This is a genomic window from Amycolatopsis keratiniphila (assembly GCF_000400635.2).
Classification (GTDB): Bacteria; Actinomycetota; Actinomycetes; order Mycobacteriales; family Pseudonocardiaceae; genus Amycolatopsis; species Amycolatopsis keratiniphila.
Genome location: NC_021252.1, coordinates 4167627 through 4180994, shown reverse-complemented (window position 1 = coordinate 4180994; position 13368 = coordinate 4167627). Strand labels below are relative to the sequence as shown.

At 70.0% G+C, this 13368-nt stretch carries 14 protein-coding genes; 5 read left to right on the top strand and 9 right to left on the bottom strand.

Going from position 1 to position 13368, the window contains the following annotated elements; translation table 11 throughout:
- Window positions 1-62: 62 nt before the first annotated feature.
- Window positions 63-848, top strand: coding sequence for a thioesterase family protein (locus AORI_RS59995; RefSeq protein WP_016334152.1), 786 nt, complete (start codon window positions 63-65; stop codon window positions 846-848).
- A 67-nt stretch (window positions 849-915) separates the two neighbouring features.
- Entirely contained in the window at window positions 916-1851 is a 936-nt protein-coding gene (locus tag AORI_RS59990) for a ParA family protein (RefSeq protein ID WP_016334151.1), read from the top strand.
- Window positions 1852-1922: 71 nt separating this feature from the next.
- Here AORI_RS59990 and hisG read toward each other — a convergent pair whose 3' ends face one another.
- The 5 genes from hisG to AORI_RS59965 all read right to left on the bottom strand — a co-directional run bounded on the left by hisG (window position 1923) and on the right by AORI_RS59965 (window position 5843).
- Window positions 1923-2768 (bottom strand): ATP phosphoribosyltransferase, encoded by an 846-nt coding sequence (hisG, locus tag AORI_RS59985; RefSeq protein ID WP_016334150.1) that lies wholly within the window; start codon window positions 2766-2768, stop codon window positions 1923-1925.
- Window positions 2769-2800: 32 nt separating this feature from the next.
- Window positions 2801-3064 (bottom strand): phosphoribosyl-ATP diphosphatase, encoded by a 264-nt coding sequence (locus AORI_RS59980; RefSeq protein WP_016334149.1) that lies wholly within the window; start codon window positions 3062-3064, stop codon window positions 2801-2803.
- A 72-nt stretch (window positions 3065-3136) separates the two neighbouring features.
- Window positions 3137-3628, bottom strand: a complete 492-nt coding sequence (locus AORI_RS59975; protein WP_016334148.1) for a methylated-DNA--[protein]-cysteine S-methyltransferase — start codon at window positions 3626-3628, stop codon at window positions 3137-3139.
- Window positions 3629-3642: 14 nt separating this feature from the next.
- Window positions 3643-5106 carry a DNA-3-methyladenine glycosylase 2 family protein gene (locus tag AORI_RS59970; RefSeq protein WP_016334147.1) on the bottom strand — a complete coding sequence of 488 codons (1464 nt, stop codon included), beginning with the start codon at window positions 5104-5106 and terminating at the stop codon, window positions 3643-3645.
- A gap of 56 nt (window positions 5107-5162) precedes the next feature.
- Window positions 5163-5843, bottom strand: a complete 681-nt coding sequence (locus AORI_RS59965; protein WP_016334146.1) for an HAD family hydrolase — start codon at window positions 5841-5843, stop codon at window positions 5163-5165.
- 178 nt (window positions 5844-6021) lie between these two features.
- Between AORI_RS59965 and AORI_RS59960 the strand changes: the two genes are divergently transcribed.
- Window positions 6022-6921 (top strand): PAC2 family protein, encoded by a 900-nt coding sequence (locus AORI_RS59960; RefSeq protein WP_016334145.1) that lies wholly within the window; start codon window positions 6022-6024, stop codon window positions 6919-6921.
- A gap of 82 nt (window positions 6922-7003) precedes the next feature.
- Here AORI_RS59960 and AORI_RS59955 read toward each other — a convergent pair whose 3' ends face one another.
- The 3 genes from AORI_RS59955 to AORI_RS59945 are packed head-to-tail and all read right to left on the bottom strand — an operon-like array spanning window position 7004 to window position 9657.
- On the bottom strand, window positions 7004-7828 hold the full coding sequence (locus tag AORI_RS59955) for a metallophosphoesterase family protein (RefSeq protein ID WP_016334144.1): 825 nt from the start codon (window positions 7826-7828) through the stop codon (window positions 7004-7006).
- 15 nt (window positions 7829-7843) lie between these two features.
- The gene (locus AORI_RS59950; RefSeq protein WP_016334143.1) at window positions 7844-9082 is read right to left on the bottom strand and encodes an MFS transporter; all 1239 of its coding nucleotides are present in this window, start codon (window positions 9080-9082) and stop codon (window positions 7844-7846) included.
- A complete protein-coding gene (locus AORI_RS59945) occupies window positions 9079-9657 on the bottom strand; it encodes a winged helix-turn-helix domain-containing protein (RefSeq protein WP_016334142.1) in 579 nt (192 codons plus the stop codon). The genes AORI_RS59950 and AORI_RS59945 overlap by 4 nt, the downstream gene beginning before the upstream one ends.
- Before the next feature lie 145 nt (window positions 9658-9802).
- Here AORI_RS59945 and AORI_RS59940 point away from each other — a divergent pair, with 145 nt between their 5' ends.
- Window positions 9803-10273, top strand: a complete 471-nt coding sequence (locus tag AORI_RS59940; RefSeq protein WP_016334141.1) for a MarR family winged helix-turn-helix transcriptional regulator — start codon at window positions 9803-9805, stop codon at window positions 10271-10273.
- A 148-nt stretch (window positions 10274-10421) separates the two neighbouring features.
- Complete coding sequence (locus AORI_RS59935) at window positions 10422-12029, top strand: ABC-F family ATP-binding cassette domain-containing protein (RefSeq protein ID WP_016334140.1); 1608 nt, start codon at window positions 10422-10424, stop codon at window positions 12027-12029.
- A 72-nt stretch (window positions 12030-12101) separates the two neighbouring features.
- Here the strand turns inward: AORI_RS59935 and mshC are convergent, their stop codons facing one another.
- Entirely contained in the window at window positions 12102-13340 is a 1239-nt protein-coding gene (gene mshC, locus AORI_RS59930; protein WP_043848111.1) for a cysteine--1-D-myo-inosityl 2-amino-2-deoxy-alpha-D-glucopyranoside ligase, read from the bottom strand.
- Window positions 13341-13368 lie beyond the last annotated feature (28 nt).

The window sequence follows — 13368 nt, the reverse complement described above, 5'->3', positions numbered from 1 at the left end:
CAGGGAGCGCCTGGGCGCGGAGACCGCGAACGGCCTCATCGGACACGGCCTAGGGTGCTTATGTGACAGAAGCCTTCTATGTACCGTCGGGTGACGGCGTCTTCCTCCCGACCCCGCACACCGCCGGCCCGTGGACCCCGGACGCGCAGCACTTCGGGCCGCCCTCGGCGCTGCTGGTCCGCGCGCTCGAAGAGGTCGAGGCGCCGCACGCGAGCCAGCTGGCACGGGTGACGGTCGAGATCCTCGGGCCCGCGCCACTGAAGGAGCTGTCGGTACGGGCCCGGGTGGAACGGCCGGGCCGGTCGGTCGAGTTGCTGACAGCCGAACTCTCCCACGGTGAGCGGGTCATCGCCCGCGCCTCGGCGTGGCGCATCGCGACTTCGGACACCACGGCGGTCGCCACCGCGGAAGGTCCGGCGCTGCCGTCGCCGGAGGGGCTGCCGACGTCCTCTTGGCCGGAGAGCTGGCACGGCGGGTATCTCGACGCCGTCGAGTGGCGCCGCGTCAAGGGCGCGCTGGACGAACCCGGCCCCGCGACCGTCTGGGGCAGGCAGCGCGTCGCGCTCGTCGACGGGGAGAAGCCGAGCCCGCTGCAGCGGCTGTTCGTGCTGGCGGATTCCGGCAACGGGATCTCGAACTTCCTGGACCCGCGCGAGTGGTGGTTCATCAACTCCGAGCTGACGGTGCACCTCCGCCGCCCACCGCTCGGCGACTGGATCGGCGTCGACGCGGCCACCCTGGTCGGCCCGAACGGGATCGGCACGGCGACCACGACACTGCACGACGCGTCGGGGCCGATCGCCTCCGGGGCGCAGGCCTTGCTGGTGCGACCGCGACAGGCGGGCTGATAGACGCGCTTTCTCGGCGTGTTTCCAATAGCCTTCCCGGAACAACAGACACAGGGAGCGCTTCGGCATGCAGATCACCTCGGTGGTCAACCAGAAAGGCGGGGTCGGCAAGACCTCACTCAGCGTGGGCGCGGCGGCCGCTTTGGCCGAACGCGGCCGCCGGGTGCTGCTGATCGACCTCGACCCACAGGGCCACGCGACCACCGAACTCCTCGGGCTGGACGAGGTGGCGCCGGACATGCCCAGCCTCGCGAAAGCCCTGACCAAGGTGTGGAAGGGCCCGATCGAGGAACTCGTCGTCCGGCATCCGCGCAGCAACCTCGGGCGGGGCGGCGCGTTCGACGTCATCCCGACCTCGCCGGGGATGTTCGACCTGATCCGGCGGCTGGACCAGTTCCGGGTGCCCGGGTGGCAGCTGGCCAGGGTCATCCAGTTCGCCAACTACGACCACATCGTCATCGACTGCCCGCCCGCGCTCGACGTGCTGACCAACAACGCGCTCGCCGCTTCGCACGGGATCCTCGTGCCGGTGCAGCCGGACCGGACGAGCATCCGCGCGCTGCGCCTGCTTTCGGACCAGGTGCGTTACGTCGAACAGACCGTCGGCCGTCCGCCGATCGCCTACTACGGCCTCGTGCCAGGGCTGTACCGCCGCCCGATCTCGCACTACGCGGCCGCGGCGTTGCAGGAGCTGTACGCGTTCGGGATCCCGATGCTGTCGCACGTCCCGCTCGGTGTCGTGATGAACGAAGCCGCCGCGCACGGCGTGCCGGTGACGACGTACGCGCCGGAAACGCTGCAGGCACTGTCGTTCCGGGAGATCGCGGAGACGCTGGACGGCTATCTGCAGAACCATCCGGCCTCGGCGATCGTGCCCGCGGACGAGGAGTTCGTCTTCGAGGACTTCATCACCGAGGTCTCGGTGACTCGCAGCGCCAAGGACAACGGAGCGCGCAAGAAGCTCTACGACCTGATGCCCAAGAAGCCCAACCGTCCCCGCTAGCCACTGCCATGAAAGGTCCTTTCCTTGCAAAATTTGCAAGGAAAGGACCTTTCATAGCGTCTTAAGCGGGGTCAGAGGCGGCAGGCCCGGATGTCCGAAGCCAGGACGGCCTTGGCACCGGTCTCGGCGAGCTCGTCCATGATCCGGTTGACCTCCTTGCGCGGCACCATCGCCCGCACGGCCACCCAGTCCGCGTCGGCCAGCGGCGCGACGGTCGGCGACTCGAGGCCCGGCGTGATCGCGATGGCCGCGTCGAGCAACGACCGCGGGCAGTCGTAGTCCAGCATCATGTAGTGCTGGGCGAAGACGACACCCTGCAGCCGCGCCTTCAGCTGGTCCTTGGGCCGGGTGTGCTCGGTACCCGCCCGCTGCAGCAGCACCGCCTCCGACACGCAGATCGGGTCCCCGAAAGCCACGAGGTTGTGCTGGCGCAACGACCGCCCCGACTCGACGACGTCCGCGATGGCGTCGGCCACGCCGAGCTGGATCGAGATCTCGACGGCGCCGTCGAGGCGGATGACCTCCGCCTCCACCCCGTGCTGCTTCAGGTTCTCGCGCACGAGCCGCGGGTACGACGTCGCGAGCCGCTTGCCCTGCAGGTCTTCGGCCCGCCACTCGCGGCCCGCCGGCGCGGCGTACCGGAAGGTGGAACCGCCGAAGCCGAGGCCGAGGATCTCCTCGACCGGGGCGCCGGAGTCGAGCGCGAGGTCGCGGCCGGTGATGCCGAGATCCAGCTCGCCGGATCCGACGTAGATCGCGATGTCCTTGGGACGCAAGAAGAAGAACTCGACCTCGTTGACCGTGTCGAGCACGGTCAGGTCGCGGGCCTCATGTCGCTTGCGGTAGCCGGCCTCTCCGAGCATCTCCGTCGCGGCGGCGGCGAGGGCTCCCTTGTTCGGCACGGCGACACGCAGCATTGCTTCTCCTTGGTTCTCCGGACGCGACCGCGTCACAGGTACCGGTACACGTCCTCTGTCGACAGTCCTCGGCCGAGCATGAGCACCTGCACGCGGTACAGCAGCTGTGAAATCTCCTCGGAGAGCCTGTCGTCGGATTCGTGCTCGGCGGCGATCCACACCTCGCCCGCCTCTTCGAGCACCTTCTTGCCCTGCGCGTGCACTCCCGCGTCCAGCGCGGCGACGGTGCCGGAACCGTCAGGGCGCGTACGGGCGCGCTCGGCAAGCTCGGCGAACAGCTCATCGAAGGTCTTCACGGTCTGGAGATCCTTCCATCCGCGCCCGCGTCGCGCTGCCCCGGGCCGGTGTGTTGCCGCTCGCGTCACACTTCAGAACAGCGCGGCGCCGCCCCGTTCGAAGTCGAGCAGGTGCCGTTTCCGTTCGACACCACCGCCGTAACCGGTGAGATCGCCGTTGGAACCGATCACGCGGTGGCACGGCACGATGATGCTGATCGGGTTCTTCCCGTTCGCGAGCCCGACCGCGCGCGACGCGGTGGGCCTGCCGAGACGGTCGGCGAGCTGGCCGTAGGAAACCGTCTCGCCATATGGGATGCCGAGCAGGCCTTCCCAGACCATCCGCTGGAATTCGGTGCCGCCGAAGCTCAGCGGGAGATCGAATTCCTTCCGCTGTCCGGCGAAGTACTCCTTCAACTGCTTCTCGGTGTCGACGAAGACCGGCGCGCCCGGGTCCGGATGGCCGAAGCTCTCCTCGGCCGGACGGTGCCGCTGCTGGACCATGTAGACCCCGCAGAGGCTCTCGCCGTCCGCGACCAGGGTCAGCTTGTCGTACGGGCTGTCGATGACGGTGTGCGTGCGCATGGCGCTCCTCGAAGTCAGGCGGCGGGCAGCCGGTTGATCGGGTGATCTCCGGTCGCCCAGAGGTGCTGGACGGCGTAGGCGCGCCACGGGCGCCAGCGTTCGGCGTGCGCGGCGAACGCCGCCGGGCCGAGCCCGAGCCCCTTGGCGGCGACTTTGACGCCGAGGTCGGTCGGCAGGAAGGCGTCGGGGTCGCCGAGCGAGCGCATCGCGATGCTCTCGACGGTCCACGGGCCGAAGCCGGGCAACGCGTGCAGCCGTTCGCGGGCGCGCTGCCAGTCGCTTCCCGCGCCGAGATCGAGTTCCCCGCCGTTCAGTTCCGTGACGAGGCCGAGCAGGGTCCGCTTGCGGCTCTGCGGCATCGCGAGGCTTTCCGGGTCGATCTCCGCGAGCGCGGCGGCGTCCGGGAAAACGTGGGTGAGGCCGCCGTCCGGATCGTCGACGGGATCACCGTGCGCGAGGACCAGCCTGGCGGCGTGAGTGCGGGCTGCCGCGGTGGACACCTGCTGGCCGAGGACCGCGCGGACGGCGAACTCGTCACCGTCGACCGTCCTCGGCACCCGCCTGCCTGGCGCGGCGGCCACGAGGGGGCCGAGCAGCGGGTCCGCGGCCAACGCTTCGTCGACCGCGGCCGGGTCGGCGTCGAGGTCCAGCAGGCGGCGGCAGCGGCTGATCGCGGTCGAGAGATCACGCAGGTCCGACAGGGTGAGCCGACAGCCGATGTAACCGTCTTCCGGCTTGAGCGCGACGACGGCGGCACCGTGCGGGAGCCGCAGCGTGCGGCGGTACGCGCCGTCGCGCCATTCCTCGACGCCGGGGACGCCGGTCGCGACGAGGTGCCCGAAGAGGTTGTCCGGGAACAGCGGCTTCCGGTACGGCAGGCGCAGGTTCAGCGTCCCGGGCGCGGTTGCCGGTGCAGTGCGGACGCGGGCCCGCAGTTCCGTCGGGGACAGGGCGAAGACCTCGCGGACGGTGTCGTTGAAGGTCCGGACGCTGCCGAACCCCGCGGCGAGGGCGACGTCGATCATCGACAGGCCGGTCGTCTCGATCAGCAGCCGTGCCGTCTGCGCCCGTTGCGCACGGGCGAGGCTGAGCGGGCCGGCGCCCAGTTCGGCGCGCACGTGCCGCTCCACCTGCCGGACGCTGTAACCGAGCCGGGCGGCCAGCCCGCTCACGCCGTCGGTGTCGACGACGCCGTCGGCGATCAGCCGCATCGCCCTGGCCACCAGATCCGCGCGCTCGTTCCACTGCGGCGACCCGGGGCTGGCGTCCGGGCGGCACCGTTTGCAGGCACGGAACCCGGCCTCCTGCGCGGCCGCCGCGCTCGGGTAGAACGTCATGTTCTCCGGCTTGGGCGGGACGACCGGGCAACTCGCCCGGCAATAGATCCGCGTCGTCAGGACGGCGGTGAAGAACCAGCCGTCGAACCGGGCGTCCTTCGCCTGGACCGCCCGGACACAGCGTTCGAAATCCTCATGCACCGGGCAAGCATCACCGACCGGACGGGGCGGGGTCTAGCGGAAATGCGACATGGCGGTCAGGGCAGGAGCGCGGTCAGCGCCGGCACGTCGAGCCCGACCAGCGTCGAACGGAACACCCGCCGCTCTCCCGGTTCGACGTCGACGTCGTTCGGGATCACCACCACCGTGCAGCCCGCGGCGGCAGCGGAAGCCGCGCCGGGCGGTGAATCCTCGATCGCCACGCACCGGGAAGCCGGGACTCCCAGCAACTCCGAGGCCAGCTGATACGGCCTCGCGTGCGGCTTGTTCAGACCATCGACCTCGTCACCGCAGACCGTGGCGGCGAAGTACTCGCGGCCGATGGTGTTGAGCGCGAGTTCGGTCAGCGACCGTTCCGTGGAGGTGACCAGCGCCATCGGGACCCCGTTGGCGCGCAACAGTTCGAGCAGCTCCTGCGCGCCGGGACGCCACGGGAGCGGACCGTCGAAGAGGTTGGCCGTGCGGCGGCGGATCCACTCCCCCATCTCCGCGATCGACTCGGGCGTCACGGGCCTGGCGCACACTTCGAGCAGGAACGCGGCCGTGTCGTCCATATTGGACCCGACGAGACTCAGGCGCTGCTCCTCGGTCAGGCTGCCGCCGAGGCTCTCGACGGCCTCATACAGCGCGACGTCCCACAGCTTCTCCGAGTCGACCAGCGTGCCGTCCATGTCCCACAGCACGGCGGCGAGTCCGTCCGGTGTGGACGGTTCGGTCACGGCTCCCCCTCACGTTCGGTCAGGCCTTCCGGAGCCCACGGTAGCCGAGACGGATTCACGTCGGCGGCCAGGTGGTTGCCCGAAATGTCGCATTGCGTCGGCTCCGCGCGGTTCGCGCCCGCGAAACGCCACCGGACATGCCCAACGGCGCACGGCCGCCTGGTCGTAGGCTGGTCCGGTGAGTGAGCCCGTCGACGAGACCCAGCGGCCCGGCCGCGACCACTTGGATGACACCAAGCCGATCATGATCGTCGCCTTCGAAGGATGGAACGACGCAGGTGACGCGGCCAGCCGGGCGGTCGAGCATCTCCAGCTCAACTGGGATGCGACCCCACTGAGCGAGCTGAGTCCTGACGAGTACTACGACTTCCAGGTCAGCAGACCGACCGTGCGCATGGTGGACGGCGTCACCCGGCGGGTCGACTGGCCGACCACGCGGCTCTCGGTGTGCCGTCCGGAGGGCTTCAGCCGGGACATCGTGCTGGTGCAGGGGCCGGAACCGAACATGCGCTGGCGCGCCTTCTGCGCCGAACTGCTGGAGCACATCCAGCAACTGGAAGTCTCCACCGTCGTCACCCTCGGCGCGCTCCTGGCCGACACCGCGCACACGCGACCCGTCCCGGTCACCGGGACGGCGTACGACAAGGACACCGCTTCCCAGTTCGGGCTGGAGCTGAACAACTACCAGGGACCGACCGGCATCGTCGGAGTCCTGCAGGACTACTGCGTGCAGGCGGGTGTCCCGGCGGTCTCGATCTGGGCGGCCGTGCCGCACTACGTCTCGCATCCGCCGTCCCCCAAGGCCACGCTGGCGCTATTGCACAAACTCGAGGACGTCCTCGACGTCGAGATCCCGCTCGGCGCCCTTCCCGAGCAGGCCGAGGAGTGGCAGCGGACGGTCACCGAGATGGCCGAGGAGGACGAGGAGATCAGCGAGTACGTCCGGGGGCTCGAGGAGCGCGGCGACGCGGAGACCGAGTTCACGCTGGACGACGTCAGCGGGGACAAGATCGCGGCGGAGTTCGAGCGGTACCTGCGGCGTCGCCGTCCCGGCCAGGACGGCCCCGGACGGGTCTGATCGCGTCCCTTCAAGCGCTATGAACGGTCCGTTCCTTGCAAATTTTGCAAGGAACGGACCGTTCATAGCATTCGGCAGGGGGTCAGAAGATGCGCCGCAGCGGGATCGGCCCCCGCGCCCGCTTCCGCCACTCACGCGGATAGCCGAGCGACACCTCCTCGAACCGCACACCGTCCGCCTCCGTGGAGCGCGGGATGTGCAGATGCCCGTAGACCGCGACCTCGGCACGGAACCGCTGGTGCCAGTCCTCGGTCTCGGTCGTCCCGCACCACAGCGCGAACTCCGGGAAGTACAGCGGTTCGGTCGGGTGGCGGTGCAGCGGCCAGTGCGACATGAGGATCGTCCCGTGGTCCTCGGGGATCGCCTCCAGCCGCTCCGTGCTGATCTTCACCCGGTCGGCGCACCACGCCTGCCTGCTGGGATACGGATCGGGGTGCAGGAAGAACTCGTCCGTGCACAGCACGCCCGCCTCGCGCGCCTGCTCGATGGCCGTCAGCATCGGCAGGCCTTCGGCCGCGGGGGTCCGCCAGCTGTAGTCGTACAGGACGAACAGCGGCGCGATCGTCAGCGGCTTCTCCTGGTGCTCCCACACCGGGTACGGGTCCTCCGGGGTGAGGACGTCGATCTCGCGGCAGCGTTCGACCAGATGCTCGTAACGCGCTTGCCCACGCAGCTGGCATTCGTCCTTCTGGGTGGTCCACAGCTCGTGGTTGCCGGGTACCCAGACGACCTTCGCGAAGCGTTCACGCAAGGTCTTGAGCACCCCGATCACGGATTCGGCGCGTTCGGCGACGTCACCGGCCACGAGCAGCCAGTCGTCGGGGGTACGGGGGACGACCTCGTCGACGAGCGGGGCGTTGCCCTCATGGGTGACGTGGAGGTCGCTGGTGGCGAAGAGATGCGGCACTCCACCACCGTAGCTTCACCCGGTCCGGGGGATCGCCGGAACGGCGTCACCGCGCAGCCTGCCCGACGCCGACACACCGAGCACGATCAACGCCGAGACGGTGTGCAGACCCGCTTGGACGTTCAGCAGGACCGCTGTGCCCAGCACGCTCAGCAGCCAGCCCGTCAGCAGTGCGCCCACCGCCGTGAACCCCGCGGTCCCGGCGAAGACGGTGCTCAGCACGCGGCCGGAGCGTTCCGGGGACGCGGCGGTCTGGACCAGCGAGAGCAGCCCCGAGCCGGCGAGTACCCCGGGCGCGCCGACCAGGCCGAAGAGCCCGATGAAAACGCCCAGCGAAGCGGTCAGCGCGGGCAGGTTCCAGATCACCGCCGACAGCAGGCCGAGCGCGAGCCCGCCCCAGCCGAGCAGTGCGGCGGGCGCGACCTTGCGGGCGACGGTGGCGACGGCGAATCCCGCGGCCAGCCCGCCGAGTGCCTGTACGCCGCGCAGCAGGCCGACGTCGCCTTCGGTGCCGTCGAGGATGTCGAGCACGAAGACCACGAAGAGCACCAGGAACATCCCCTGTGCCAGTGACGTCAGCACCACGACGACACCGGCGAGGCGAAGGCGTCCTTCGCGGCCGATCTCCCGAAGCCCGTCCAGCCACGCCCGCACCACCGGTTCGTGTGGTCCGGCCGCTTTCGGTGCCGCGACGCGCCGGAACGGGCGCGCCAGCAGGGCCGAGCCGATCACCAGTACGCCGAGATAGGCGACCACGACCCAGCCCAGGCCGCCGAACCCGAGCAGGAGACCGCCCGCCCAGCCGCCGGCGAGCCGGGCCACGCTGCCGTTGATGCTCATCAGCCCGTTGGCGCCGATCAGCTCGCGGGGAGGGACCAGTTCGGGCACGAGCGCGTTGCGTGCGGGCTCGAACAGTGAAGCGAGGCCCGCCTGCGCGGCCATCACCGCGTAGATCACGTGGACCGGGCCGCCGGACGCGACGAACAGCAGCGGCAGGGCCACGAACGCCTGCCCAGCACACACCACGCACAGCACCAGCCGCCGGTTCCAGCGGTCCGCGACCACGCCGGCGACCGGGCTCAGCAGCAGCGCGGGCACCAGGCCGAGGACGATGCTCAACGCCGTGGTGGCCGCCGAACCGGTGGCCTGGAAGACGAACACCGGCAACGCGATCTGCAGCATCCACTCGGCGGTCTCGGAGAAGAACGCGGCGATCCACAACCGCGCGAAGGCGGGTTCCCTCAACGGTTTCATTTGCTCGGCTTCCCCTCGGCGTCGATGCGGAGGAACGCCCGCAGTCCCAAGTGGACCGGGAGCGCCCCCGCGGGAGCGTCTTCACGGATCGCGCCGACGTAGGGCCGCACGAGCGCGTCGATCCGCTGGACCAGCTCCTCCAGCTCGCCGGCGGTCACCCGTAGCGAGTAGTTGCTGATCCCCGACGCGTCCCGCCACTCCTTGCCGAGCCGGTCGGCGGCGTCGAGATAGCGCTCGGTCAGCTCCTTTTCCCGCGCGAGAGTGGTCCCCACGACCGCCAGCTGCGCCCCGTGCAGCTCCGGGTCGTCACCGAACTCGATGCCGACCTGGCACGCCCGCCACGGCCGTTCCCGCCCGTCCTCCCCCTCGACCCGCTCCACGAGGCCGTGCCGCGCCAGCTGACGCAGATGCCAGCTGCAGTTCGAGGCGGTCGAGCCGACGGCCGCCGCGCACTCGCTCGCGGTGCGCGGGCCGACGGCCATGAGGTGGTCCACCAGCGCCGAACGCAGTGGATGCGCCAGCGCCCGCATCAGCTCGACGTCTTCGACCCGCTTGCGCGGCGGTAACCCGGCCATCGCCGATCCAATCTGAAAGGTTTCTTTCGAAATTTCTCTTTCAGATTTACAGGTGACCGGACCCCTGTCAAGCAGATACCCTTGCCGGAGAAGTTGCTGCACAAGACAGCAGCTGCACAGCTCACTTACTGCGCAAAGGAAGCACGTGCCTGACCAGCGAGAACTCGCCACCGCGGCGGCTTTGGAGATCCCCCGGTTCGTCAGCGCGACCGTCCTGTTCCAGACGGCCATGGCGGAACGGCTCGGGATCAGCCCCACCGAACTGCACGGGCTCCAGCTGGTCATCAGCGGCGCCGCGACCTCGCCGACCGAGCTGGCACGGGCGCTCGGCATGACCACCGGCGCGGTGACGCGGATGCTCGACCGGATGGAGACGCGGCGGCTGGTCGAGCGCGTCCCCGATCCGGCCGACCGCCGCCGTCTCGCGATCCGCCCGCTCCCGGACCGGCTCGACGACGTCGCCGACCTCTACTCCCCCATGGCCCGGTTCTTCGGCGACCGCCTGGGCAAGCTGGACCGGCGCCAGCTCACCGCGCTGCTCGGCGTCCTGGCCGACGGGCGCGCGTTCGCCGAACGAGAGGCCGCTCGCCTGCGCTCCGAAAAAGGGGTTGACTAACGCTACAGCTGTTGCGTTAGACTCTTCGCATCATGGACAGCTGACATCACGCCTTCCCCGCCCCGAGGCGGCTTCGGTCGAGCACGGCTCCCGTAAGCCACGAGGCCCGGCGGGGTCTCCCATGTCCGAAGAAGCACGGTGATGTCGTATGTCTCTTTCCCTGATCGCCAAGGACCTCGTCCACTCCTACGGTGCCCGCGTCGTCCTCGACGGCGTGAACCTGGCGGCTTCGGCCGGGCAGCGGCTCGGGCTGGTCGGCGAGAACGGCGTCGGCAAGTCCACGCTCCTGCGCTTGCTGGCCGGGGTCGAAGAGCCGCAGGGTGGCGAGGTACTCCGAGGCGACGACCTCGGATTCCTCTTGCAGGAGTTGCCTTTCCCGCTCACCGCGCGGTTCTCCGACGTCATCGACGACGCCCTCGCCGAGATCCGGCAGGCGTCGGCGAGACTCGACGAACTGACCGCGGCGCTCGCCCGGCATCCGGACGACGCTGCCGTGCTCGACGACTACGGCACGGTGCTCGAATGGGCCCAGGCGCACGACCTGTGGGACGCCGACCGGCGCGCCGAGGTCGTGTGCGCGGGGCTCGGACTGGCCGGGATCGACCCGGCGCGCGAGCTCGGCACGCTGTCGGGCGGCCAGCGGTCGCGGCTCGGCCTCGCCGCGTTGCTCATCCGGCGGCCGGGCACCCTGGTCCTGGACGAGCCGACGAACCATCTCGACGACGCCGCGATGGAGTTCCTCGAACAGCATCTCGCTTCGCTGACCGGCGTCCTCGTGCTGTCGTCGCACGATCGCGTGTTCCTCGACGCGGTGTGCACCGACATCGTCGACCTCGACCCGGCGCTGGGCGGCCCGACCAGGTACGGCGGCACGTATTCCGACTACCTGGACCAGAAACGGGCCGAGCGGGCGCGCTGGGAACAGCGCTACGCCGAGGAACAGGACGAGCTCAAGGAACTGCGCGAAGCGGTGGCCGTTACCGCGCGCAACGTCGCGCACAACCGGCCGCAGCGCGACAACGCCAAGATGCTCTACGACTTCAAGACCGGGAGGGTGCAGAAGCAGATCTCACGCCGGGTCCGCAACGCCCAGCTGCGCTTGGACGAACTGGAACGCGATCAGGTGCGGAAACCACCCGCGCCGCTGCGGTTCCAGGGCGATCTGACCGGCGAGCCCGGCGAGGGGAAGACGGCGATCTCGGTACGGGACATCGAGATCGCGGGCCGGCTGCGGCTGGCGACCCTGGACGTCACGACCACGTCGAGGCTCCTGATCACCGGTGGCAACGGCGCCGGGAAGTCGACGCTGCTGTCCGTCCTCGCCGGCTCGCTGACCCCGGACTCCGGCACCGTCCTTTCCGGACGCGGGGTGCGGATCGGCCTGCTGGCACAGGACGTCGTGTTCGCCGAGCCGGAGAAGACCGCGCAGCGAACCTACGTCGAAGCCCTCGGCGAGGACGCTCCACCGTTGCGCGGGCTGGGATTGCTGGCTCCGCGTGATCTCGGGACCCGCGTCGGCGCGTTGTCGGTCGGGCAGCGGCGGCGGCTCGCGCTGGCGTTGCTGATCGCCGACCCGCCGGAGGTGCTCCTGCTGGACGAGCCGACGAACCACATCTCGCTCACCTTGGCCGAGGAACTGTTCACCGCGCTCGATTCCGCGCCGGGTGCCGTCGTCATCGCGTCTCATGATCGATGGCTGCGGCGGGATTGGGCGGGTGACCACCTCCGGCTGGAAGCCGGTCGCGTGGCCGTGTAGGGCGTTATACGGATGTCAGGAAAGGGTCGTTCAGGACGAAAGATGTCCTGAACGACCCTTTCATGACGTTCCTCAGAGCTCGATGCCGAGCAGTGCGTCGACCGCGTTCCGGATCAGCCCGGGCGCGGCCGGGTCGGTTCCGGAACGGTTCAGCGCCTGCTCCACCCACGCGTCGACGGCCGCGAGCGCCTTGGGCGTGTCGAGGTCGTCGGTGAGGTGGTCACGCAGCCGCGCGACGGTGTCCTCCGCCGCCGGGCCTGTGGCGAGCGAGACCGCTTCGCGCCAGCGTGCCAGCCGTGCTTCGGCGTCCGTCTGCAACTGCGCGGTCCACGGCCGGTCCTCGCGGTAGTGACCGGCGAACAGCGCGAGCCGGATTGTGCCGGGGTCGACCTTGTCGGCGCGCAGCCGCGAGACGAACACGAGGTTCCCCCGCGACTTCGACATCTTCTCGCCGTCGAGGCCGATCATCCCGGCGTGCACGTAATGCCGCGCGAACGGCCGGTCCCCCGCGACGGCCTCCGCGTGCGCGGCGCTGTACTCGTGGTGGGGGAAGATCAGGTCCGAACCACCGCCCTGGACGTCGAAGCCGAGGCCGAGCCGGTTGACCGCGATCGCGCTGCACTCGATGTGCCAGCCCGGCCTGCCCGCGCCCAGTTCGGACTCCCACGACGGCTCGCCCGGCCGCGCCATGCGCCACAGCAGCGCGTCGAGCGGGTGCTGCTTGCCGGGACGGTCCGGGTCGCCGCCGCGTTCGGCGAAGAACTTCGCCATGGTCTCGGCGTCGTAGTTCGACTCGGACCCGAAGTGCCCTGTGGCGTTGTGGTCGAAGTAGATGTCCGGGTACTCGGCGTCGTCCGCGCGGTAGGCGCTGCCGTTGGCCAGCAGCTTGGCGATGACCTCGACGATCTCCGGGATGCTCTCGACGGCCCCGACGAACTGCCGCGGCGGCAGCACCCGCAACGCGGTCATGTCCTCGCGGAACAGCGCCGTCTCACGCATGCCGAGGACGACCCAGTCGTCCTTGTCGCGCTCGGCGCGCTCCAACAGGGGCTCGTCGATGTCCGTCACGTTCTGCACGTAGTGGACTTCGTGCCCGGCGTCCCGCCACAGGCGGTTCACCAGGTCGAACGTCAGGTACGTGGCGGCGTGCCCCAGATGGGTGGCGTCGTACGGCGTGATGCCGCAGACGTACATCCGGGCGGTCGACCCGGGCGCCGTGGGGCGGATCTGCCCCGTCGCCGTGTCGTGGAGCCGCAGCGGACGGGGGGTGCCGGGGATACGGGGCACGTCGACCGATGACCAAGTCTGCATACCCCGACTGTAAGCGGAGCCGCCGCGC

What these genes read in the sequence shown, in the direction of transcription:
- AORI_RS59990 (WP_016334151.1), top strand. Translation starts at nt 916, where the DNA reads ATGCAGATCACCTCGGTGGTCAACCAGAAAGGCGGGGTCGGCAAGACC.
- hisG (WP_016334150.1), bottom strand. Translation starts at nt 2,768, where the DNA reads ATGCTGCGTGTCGCCGTGCCGAACAAGGGAGCCCTCGCCGCCGCCGCG.
- AORI_RS59975 (WP_016334148.1), bottom strand. Translation starts at nt 3,628, where the DNA reads ATGCGCACGCACACCGTCATCGACAGCCCGTACGACAAGCTGACCCTG.
- AORI_RS59950 (WP_016334143.1), bottom strand. Translation starts at nt 9,082, where the DNA reads ATGAAACCGTTGAGGGAACCCGCCTTCGCGCGGTTGTGGATCGCCGCG.
- AORI_RS59945 (WP_016334142.1), bottom strand. Translation starts at nt 9,657, where the DNA reads ATGGCCGGGTTACCGCCGCGCAAGCGGGTCGAAGACGTCGAGCTGATG.
- AORI_RS59935 (WP_016334140.1), top strand. Translation starts at nt 10,422, where the DNA reads ATGTCTCTTTCCCTGATCGCCAAGGACCTCGTCCACTCCTACGGTGCC.
- mshC (WP_043848111.1), bottom strand. Translation starts at nt 13,340, where the DNA reads ATGCAGACTTGGTCATCGGTCGACGTGCCCCGTATCCCCGGCACCCCC.